The sequence below is a fragment of the Fimbriimonadia bacterium genome (assembly GCA_039961735.1).
Classification (GTDB): domain Bacteria; phylum Armatimonadota; class Fimbriimonadia; order Fimbriimonadales; family JABRVX01; genus JABRVX01.
Map to the genome: position 1 here is coordinate 1 of JABRVX010000011.1, position 7,512 is coordinate 7,512.

A 7,512-nucleotide genomic window follows, 5' to 3' on the forward strand; every position below is an offset into this window, starting at 1 on the left:
ATCGTGGCATCGCCGTCCCGGCGATGGTCTTCACCACGGGCGGGACGCCCGTGCCACGAGGACCCCCGTCTCGGCGATGGTGTGGATGTGCGTGGCATCGCCGTCCCGGCGATGGTATGGATGTGTGGTGGCACCGTGGCATCGCCGTCCCGGCGATGGTCTTCACCACGGGCGGGACGCCCGTGCCACGAGGCCCCCTGTCTCGGCGATGGTGTGGATGTGCGTGGCATCGTGGCATCGCCGTCCCGGCGATGGTATGGATGTGCGGTGGCATCGCCGTCCCGGCGATGGTCTTCACCACGGGCGGGACGCCCGTGCCACGACGCCGGAACCACGGATTATCGCCGTAGTCTCGGTGCCTCGGCAACTGCGTATACGGCCGGATAACCTCTATGCGCTCTCCGCGCATCATTGCGTGCTCGGCGAGAGTACCCAGCCCGCAGTTCACAGGCGGCAGAGCATCGCCACCGTACGGCCGGAGCGCTCGCAGTGGGTTGCCAAGATCGCAGCATCGCACCCCTGCCGACCGCGCCATGAAGAACCGGGCCTCGCCGACGAGTTGCGGCGAGGCCCGTCGAAAGCGTTCGAGCGCTACTAGGATTCGCTGAGCGAAACAGGAACCTTCTACTCGTCCCCCGTCTCGCCGGCCTTCTGTTGCTCGAGTGCCGAGGGAGCCTGCTCGATCTTCAGCTTGCCGCCGCCGCCGCCACCAGAATCCAGAGCCTTCCAGACGATAGCTCCAACGACCAGAAGGACCACCACGATGATGATAATGGCAGTGCCGGTGCTAATCTGCTGCTTCACGCTTGTGCCTCCTTACCGGGGTCTCGGTCCGCCGGTCAGACGCCGGTTTCCGGGGTGGGACCGCTCCATGGTCCGGTTTCGAACGCGAGAATACCACGCTCACGCTCGGTCGTGCCAGGCCCCCACTCGAGTCGCTCCTCCCTGATTCGCCCGCACGCTCCGAAGCTAGTCGTTGGCGCCTAAGCAACTGCCCAGCGTCCCCGAGCCACGGCCCGAGTGCGCGAAAACCGCGGGCTCTATCCTGGATTACCATTGACCCCCCTCGACTACTGCTGTACAATCTGTGCTGCAGCAGCGACCACATGGCTTGCCACATTGACTTGTGGAGGGTCGAAGATGGGGAAGTGTCTCCATTCACACGAGCGCAGGCTCGAGGGTGCATCTTTGCATTTGCTGCTGCTGGGCCTCTCGACAGTGGCGGCAGCCGGATTGGCCGGAGCACCGCAAGCGTTAGCAGACGACTATGGTGCCACCATCTGGACCAACGATGCGGCTCAACAGCTCGTTTCGGCCCCGTAGAGGAGGTCTGCCATGCTAACGTCCGGTACTGCCCTGCTACTGACGGCTCTAATGTCCTCGCTGATGGCAGCCCTGGGGAACCAAGAGCCCCTCGGGACGCACCTTGCCGCCTCTGGATCCATCGGTGCGACTTCGTTGACTTCGTGCGGCCATGCGGTACCTCGGAACCCATACAACTCGACGTCCTCGAGCCCCACGGCTCCATGGTGACCCTCACTCGTGGTGGCGAGGTCCTTATCCCGAACGAGGCTGGTGAAATCGTCGTTGCTCGCGAGGCCTTCTGGAAGGTCCGTTGCGAGGTCGAGAGAGTGGGGAGGGTGCCCGACCGGTCTCGGCTCTCGCTACTCCCACCCAGTTCGACCGAGAGTTCGGTGGGCGACCTGACGACACCCAGAAGTCCCTGCGCGAGGCCATGCTGTGGCCGGGATATGATGCTTTCTGGGTAGCCAGAGTCGCACCCGTACTGCGAGCATGGGTGGACCGGCAGGACGACGACAACAATGCGTTGCTCGGACTGTCGCTCATGCTCGCGTGTACACCGAGTCGGGAGGTCGCCGAGGAGATGCTCGGAAGAACGCTCGAACTCGCAAAGCAAGGTCGTGATGGAGCCCACGTGAACATCACGGGCCTGGGGGCGGTTTTGAGCGTGCTCGAACCTAATCAGCGCGAGGCGTTTCTCTTGAACCTGATCGACGCGACGATCCCCGACCCGCACTGGGTTAGCACCGCACTGACCGCGCTTAAGACCTGCGCTACGGGCAACTCCGTCACGGCGCTCCTTCGGGTGGTGGGGGAGGACTTCGAGAGTGCGCCAGACCGGAAGCTGGTTGCCACTGGCCGTCGTGCCATCCACCGCTCTGCAATGCAGATCCTGGCCCGCGTGCTCAACGATCCGGCACACGACCCCGGCGTGAGGGTTGGCGTAGAGATCGAAGGGGACTGGGCGCCGGGGGGCCGCTTGGCGGACCTGCTGCAGTATTGGCGCGAGCGGAACTAGGCCGGCTCGCCGGAGCCCTCAGTTCGGGCGACTGGGGCGTCTGCTGTAGTTCTGTAGCCAGGTTGGGGTATGTGTCTCGCGGTCGGGGCGAGTTGATCGGGCCGTCGGGACGCCGGACCACCTGCCCGCCCGCCCGGCGGTACAATGCGCACGAACTCATCCCGAACCCCTGCGGAGGCCACTCATGCCACAGAACCTCTGGAACGATGCCGATCGGGATGCCTTGCCTGACCTCGATGGGCTCGTTTACCGCTCCCGACTCCTCGCCGCCGATCGCTCCGTCGTCAACATCTACGGCGGTAACACCAGCTCCAAGCTCACTGTGCCCGATCACCTAGGGCGGCCCACCCGCGTTCTGTACGTCAAAGGCTCCGGCTCCGACCTAGCCAGCATCACCGACAAGGGCTTCGCCGCGCTGAAGCTGGACGAGATGCTGCCGCTTCGACAGCGAGAGCGCATGACCGACGAGGAGATGACCGAGTACCTGAGCCGTTGCGTGTTCGAACCCGGCAGACCTCGCCAATCCATCGAGGCGCTCCTCCACGCCTTCGTCCCCCACCCTTGCGTGGACCACACGCACCCCGATGCAATCATTGCCATCGCCTGCGCACCCGACGGTCGCAACATAGCTCGCGAGGTGTACGGCGACAGGGTGGCTTGGGTGGACTACGTGCGTCCCGGCTTTCCGCTGAGCAAGTGGATCGTGGACGCAGCAGAGTCCGGGCCGCAGGTGGAGGGCGTGCTCATGGCCAAGCACGGCCTAGTCACGTGGGGCCCCGACTCGAGGACCTGTTATGCCAACACGATCCGCATCGTGCACGAGGCCGAGGTGTTCGTGCGGGAGCAGGTGCAGGCGAAGCGGCAGTTCGGCGGCTTCGACATAGAACCCATGCCCGAGCGCCGTGCGGTGGTAGCTCGTATTCTGCCCGTGCTTCGGGGTGCAGCTTCCAAGCGGCGCAAGGCCATCGCCAAGTGGGACGATCACGAAGATTTGCTCACCTTTGCCGACTCGCTCGACGCGTATCCCGTGTCTCAGGTGGGTGCCGCCTGCCCCGACCACCTGGTGCACACCAAGCGCGTGCCGCTGTTCGTCCGGTGGAAGCCGGCAGATGGGCTCAAAGCTCTGGAGACTGCACTCCGCGATGGCGTCGAGAAGTATGTCGAGGAGTACTTGGACTACTTCGAGCGCAACAAGGTCGAGGGCGACGAGCCCTTCGATCCTGCGCCCAGAGTGGTATTCGTGCCGGGTATCGGCGCATTTGCTCTCGGCAAAGACGTGCTGAATGCAGAGGTAACTCGGCAGCTGATCCATCGTGCCGTGGCCGTCATGCGGGGTAGCAGCGCGATGGGAGGGTTCCTATCGCTCTCCGAGGCGGAATCGTATGAGATCGAATACTGGCCACTCGAGCTTTACAAGCTGAAGCTCGCGCCCCCACCGCGAGAACTCGCCGGACGCATCGCACTCGTTACTGGGGGTGGTTCCGGCATCGGGCGTGCCGCTGCCCACCGACTGTGCGCAGAAGGTGCCAACCTGGTGGTGACAGACATCAACGCCGAGACGGCCGAGACAGTGGCTTGCGATCTCGTGAAGCGTCATGGCGAGGGAAGGGCGGTCGCTGTACAGTGCGACGTCACCAGTGAAGAAGCCGTTGCAAAGGCATTCGAGCTGGCCGTCATGACCTACGGTGGTCTCGATATCCTAGTGTGCAGCGCCGGGATCGCATCCAGCGCACCCGTAGAAGAAACCGCGCTGAGCGAGTGGCACCGCAACCAGGAGATTCTGGTCACCGGCTACTTCCTACCATCCCGCGAGGCCTTTCGCTTGATGAAGAAACAGGGCATCGGCGGAAGCATCGTATTCGTGTGCAGCAAGAACAGCGTGGTGGCCGGCAAGAACGCCACGGCGTACAGTTCCGCCAAGGCAGCCGAGCTACACCTCGCTCGATGTTTGGCCGAAGAGGGCGGCCCCTTCGGCATTCGTGTCAACGCGGTACTCCCGGATGCAGTGCTCCATGGATCGAGTATTTGGCAAGGCCAGTGGCGCGAAGAAAGAGCTGCTGCCTACGGTATCAAGCCCGAAGAGCTGGAGGAGTTTTATCGCAAACGCACCACCCTAAAGCTGTCGGTATACCCAGAGGACCTTGCCGAGGCCATCCTCTTCTTCGCCTCGGACCGTTCTGCCAAGACAACCGGCGGAGCGCTAACGGTGGACGCTGGAGTCCCTGCTGCCTACCTGCGCTGAGATGCCCGAAAAGCCGGTAGCGATCTTTGCCACATGCCTGGTGGATAGCCTCTATCCGGACATCGGCATGGGGATGGTGCGGGTGCTGGACCGGCTAGGCATTCCACACACACTTCCTCCCGCCCAGACTTGCTGCGGCCAGCCAGCGTTCAATGCGGGATTCCGGGACGATGCACGAGCCGTCGGACGGGCTTTCGTTCGCGCTTTTCGGGACTGTGAGGCCATCGTTGCACCATCGGGAAGCTGCGTGGCTTATGTGCGCTCTCACCTACCCCATCTCCTCGATGGCACACCGGAGCATGGCGAAGCCCTCGGACTTGCCGAGCGAACCTGGGAGTTCTCAGAGTACGTAGTGGACGTGCTGCACAAGCCCGATCTGGGCGCAAGACTGGAAAGCCCGCTGCGGGTAGCGCTCCACAACGGTTGCCATGCCATGCGCTTCGGCGGCATCGAGAGACAGCCACGTATCTTGCTCGAGAACGTTCGAGGCCTTACACTGGCGGACTTCGAGCGTTCGGAGGAGTGCTGCGGACTCGGCGGCCTCTTCTCCGTGAAGATGCCGCAAATCAGCACCGCGATGATGGAGGATAAGATTGCTGCACTACTGGCTTCTGGCGTAGACGTGGTGCTAACTGGCGATGCCGGCTGCCTCATGCATCTGAACGGCGGTCTGGCCCGCGCAGGCCACTCGCTTCGTGTACGCCACTACGCAGAACTTCTCGGAGAGGCGCTATGAAGCCTGTCGCCAAGGACTTCATCCCAGCCTCCCGCATCGCACTCGCAGATGACCACCTGCGAAAAGCCATCTTCGCGGGGGCCATGCGTCCCTACTTGCAAGCCGCGGAGAGATGGGCAGAAACCTCGGGCCGCGAGCGCCTTCGCACTCAGGCACGCGAGGCCAGAGTGCGCGCGCTTCGAAAGCTTCCCGAGTTACTGGAACGCCTGGAGAAAAACCTGCTGTCTCGCGGCGCTAAGGTGCTGTGGGCCGCGGACGCCGAAGAGGCCAACCGACTGATTGCTCAGGAGTGCGTCGCCCGAGACGCCAGACTCGTCGTCAAGGGCAAGTCCATGGTGACAGAGGAGACAGGCCTCAACCAGCATTTGGAGCGCGCCGGGATGGAGGTGGTCGAAAGCGATCTCGGAGAGTTCATCATCCAACTCGCGGGCGAAACCCCTAGCCACATCATCGCCCCCGTGCTGCACAAGTCCAAGGATGCCATCGCCAAGCTTTTCTCTGAACGACTGGGCTTGCCACTCACGGACGACCCGGCGGAGATGATGCGCGCCGCGCGCTCCTACCTGCGCGAGAAGTTCCTCCGAGCCGATGTGGGTATCAGTGGCGTGAACCTCGCTGTCGCCGAGACCGGCGGCCTGGTGCTGGTAACCAACGAGGGCAACGGCCGCATGGTTACTACCTTGCCGCGTACCCATATTGCGGTGATGGGTCTCGAGCGGGTCGTCGAGTCTTGGAAAGACCTTGCCTCCATAGTCCAGCTCCTGCCTCGGGTGGCTACGGGACAGTCAGTCAGTACCTACGTGTCCATCATCCATGGACCGCGTCAGCAGGGCGAACCGGATGGCCCAGAAGAGCTGGTGTTAGTGATCGTAGACAACGGACGTAGCGCGATCTTAAACTCCGACTATGCCGAATCGCTCCTTTGTATTCGCTGTGGGGCGTGCCTCAACGCCTGCCCCGTGTATCGCCGGGTTGGGGGACACGCATACGGCTGGGTGTATCCCGGCCCGATCGGGTCGGTCATTTCGCCGTTGCTGTTGGGACTGGCGGAGGCCCCCGACCTACCGATGGCCAGCAGCCTGTGCGGTGCTTGCCGCGACGCATGCCCCGTGAAAATCGATCTGCCCGAGATGCTCGTCCGCCTCCGTGCCGAACCGCCGATGCGAAGGAAGGGCGGTCGGATGATGTCGCTAGGGATGAAGATGTGGCGGTACGTCATGCTACATCCATCCGTCTATCGCTGGGGGCTCGCTGCGACTCGATTCCTCACCCGCCCATGGCACGGCGAAGACGGCTCGCTTCGAGGTCTTCCGGGCCCAGCGTCCGCCTGGCTGGAAAGCCGAGATCTCCCCGCGCCCGCCCCGCGCAGCTTTCGTGCCCTGTATCGGGGGCCCGAGCGATGACCGCACGCGAAGCCGTTCTGACTGCCCTTCGCTCGGCCCGCGGCCTCCCAGTTGGCGAACAGGTAACCGAGCCGATACCCGTGCTCCAGGTCGAGGGCGACCCGACCCATGCGTTCGAGCGAAACGCCCGAGCGCTCCTCGCCGAAGTACACCGCACCCAGGGATGGCAAGCCGCTTGGCAGCACCTGGAGTCGCTGATTCGTGCAAGAGGCTGGCAGACGGCAGCCACCTGGGGTGCCTCAGCCTTTCCTCAGCCCGGTCTCGCGGATGTTCTCGCTCGCTCGGGATGCCGCGCTTTGCAGCCGAGCGATTGGGTAAGTGCCGACGTCGGAATCACCGGGGCAGACGCAGGCATCGCTGCAACCGGCACCATCGTGCTGGCTTCCGGCCCCGGCAAGCCGCGATCGGTGTCGCTGCTCCCTCCGGTCCACGTCGCCCTCCTCGCCGAGAGCCGCATCGTGCCCACGATAGAAGATTGGCTGGTTGTCAACGCCCAAGCGCTGCCCCAATCTGCCGGCGTCGTCTTCGTCAGCGGGCCCAGCCGTTCGGGGGATATCGAAATGGTGGTGACACTCGGTGTCCACGGCCCCGGCGAGGTGCACATCGTGCTCGTGTGTAGCGAATAGCCTGGTCGCAAGGAGTCCGGGCGCCGTTGCCTAACTCCCCGACAGGAGGTACGACATGATTATGGCGTTCCTGGTGGCACTGAATGCAGCCGGCTCGGCAGCAGGGCCGCTCACCCTCACTGCGGACGGCAAGTCGGAGTATGCGATCATCATCCCGTCCCGCCCCGCCCCGGCCGAGGCACGTG

Annotated in this window: 7 protein-coding genes; 6 read left to right on the plus strand and 1 reads right to left on the minus strand. The window is 63.9% G+C overall.

What is annotated here, in order from left to right:
* Positions 1 to 624: 624 nt before the first annotated feature.
* The gene (locus tag HRF45_05060; GenBank protein ID MEP0765898.1) at positions 625 to 804 is read right to left on the minus strand and encodes a hypothetical protein; all 180 of its coding nucleotides are present in this window, start codon (positions 802 to 804) and stop codon (positions 625 to 627) included.
* Positions 805 to 1,140: 336 nt separating this feature from the next.
* Between HRF45_05060 and HRF45_05065 the strand changes: the two genes are divergently transcribed.
* The 6 genes from HRF45_05065 (at position 1,141) to HRF45_05090 (ending at position 7,327) form a co-directional block, all read left to right on the plus strand.
* Complete coding sequence (locus tag HRF45_05065) at positions 1,141 to 1,323, plus strand: hypothetical protein (protein MEP0765899.1); 183 nt, start codon at positions 1,141 to 1,143, stop codon at positions 1,321 to 1,323.
* A gap of 292 nt (positions 1,324 to 1,615) precedes the next feature.
* Complete coding sequence (locus HRF45_05070; protein MEP0765900.1) at positions 1,616 to 2,320, plus strand: hypothetical protein; 705 nt, start codon at positions 1,616 to 1,618, stop codon at positions 2,318 to 2,320.
* Between the two features lie 184 nt (positions 2,321 to 2,504).
* Positions 2,505 to 4,562, plus strand: a complete 2,058-nt coding sequence (locus HRF45_05075) for a bifunctional aldolase/short-chain dehydrogenase (protein ID MEP0765901.1) — start codon at positions 2,505 to 2,507, stop codon at positions 4,560 to 4,562.
* 1 nt (position 4,563) lies between these two features.
* Positions 4,564 to 5,298: a (Fe-S)-binding protein gene (locus HRF45_05080; protein ID MEP0765902.1), complete on the plus strand. Its 735-nt coding sequence runs from the start codon at positions 4,564 to 4,566 to the stop codon at positions 5,296 to 5,298.
* The gene (locus HRF45_05085; protein MEP0765903.1) at positions 5,295 to 6,701 is read left to right on the plus strand and encodes an iron-sulfur cluster-binding protein; all 1,407 of its coding nucleotides are present in this window, start codon (positions 5,295 to 5,297) and stop codon (positions 6,699 to 6,701) included. Before HRF45_05080 ends, HRF45_05085 begins: the two co-directional genes overlap by 4 nt.
* Positions 6,698 to 7,327, plus strand: coding sequence for a lactate utilization protein (locus HRF45_05090; protein MEP0765904.1), 630 nt, complete (start codon positions 6,698 to 6,700; stop codon positions 7,325 to 7,327). Before HRF45_05085 ends, HRF45_05090 begins: the two co-directional genes overlap by 4 nt.
* Positions 7,328 to 7,512 lie beyond the last annotated feature (185 nt).

What these genes read in the sequence shown, in the direction of transcription:
- HRF45_05065 (MEP0765899.1), top strand. Translation starts at nt 1,141, where the DNA reads ATGGGGAAGTGTCTCCATTCACACGAGCGCAGGCTCGAGGGTGCATCT.
- HRF45_05075 (MEP0765901.1), top strand. Translation starts at nt 2,505, where the DNA reads ATGCCACAGAACCTCTGGAACGATGCCGATCGGGATGCCTTGCCTGAC.
- HRF45_05080 (MEP0765902.1), top strand. Translation starts at nt 4,564, where the DNA reads ATGCCCGAAAAGCCGGTAGCGATCTTTGCCACATGCCTGGTGGATAGC.
- HRF45_05085 (MEP0765903.1), top strand. Translation starts at nt 5,295, where the DNA reads ATGAAGCCTGTCGCCAAGGACTTCATCCCAGCCTCCCGCATCGCACTC.
- HRF45_05090 (MEP0765904.1), top strand. Translation starts at nt 6,698, where the DNA reads ATGACCGCACGCGAAGCCGTTCTGACTGCCCTTCGCTCGGCCCGCGGC.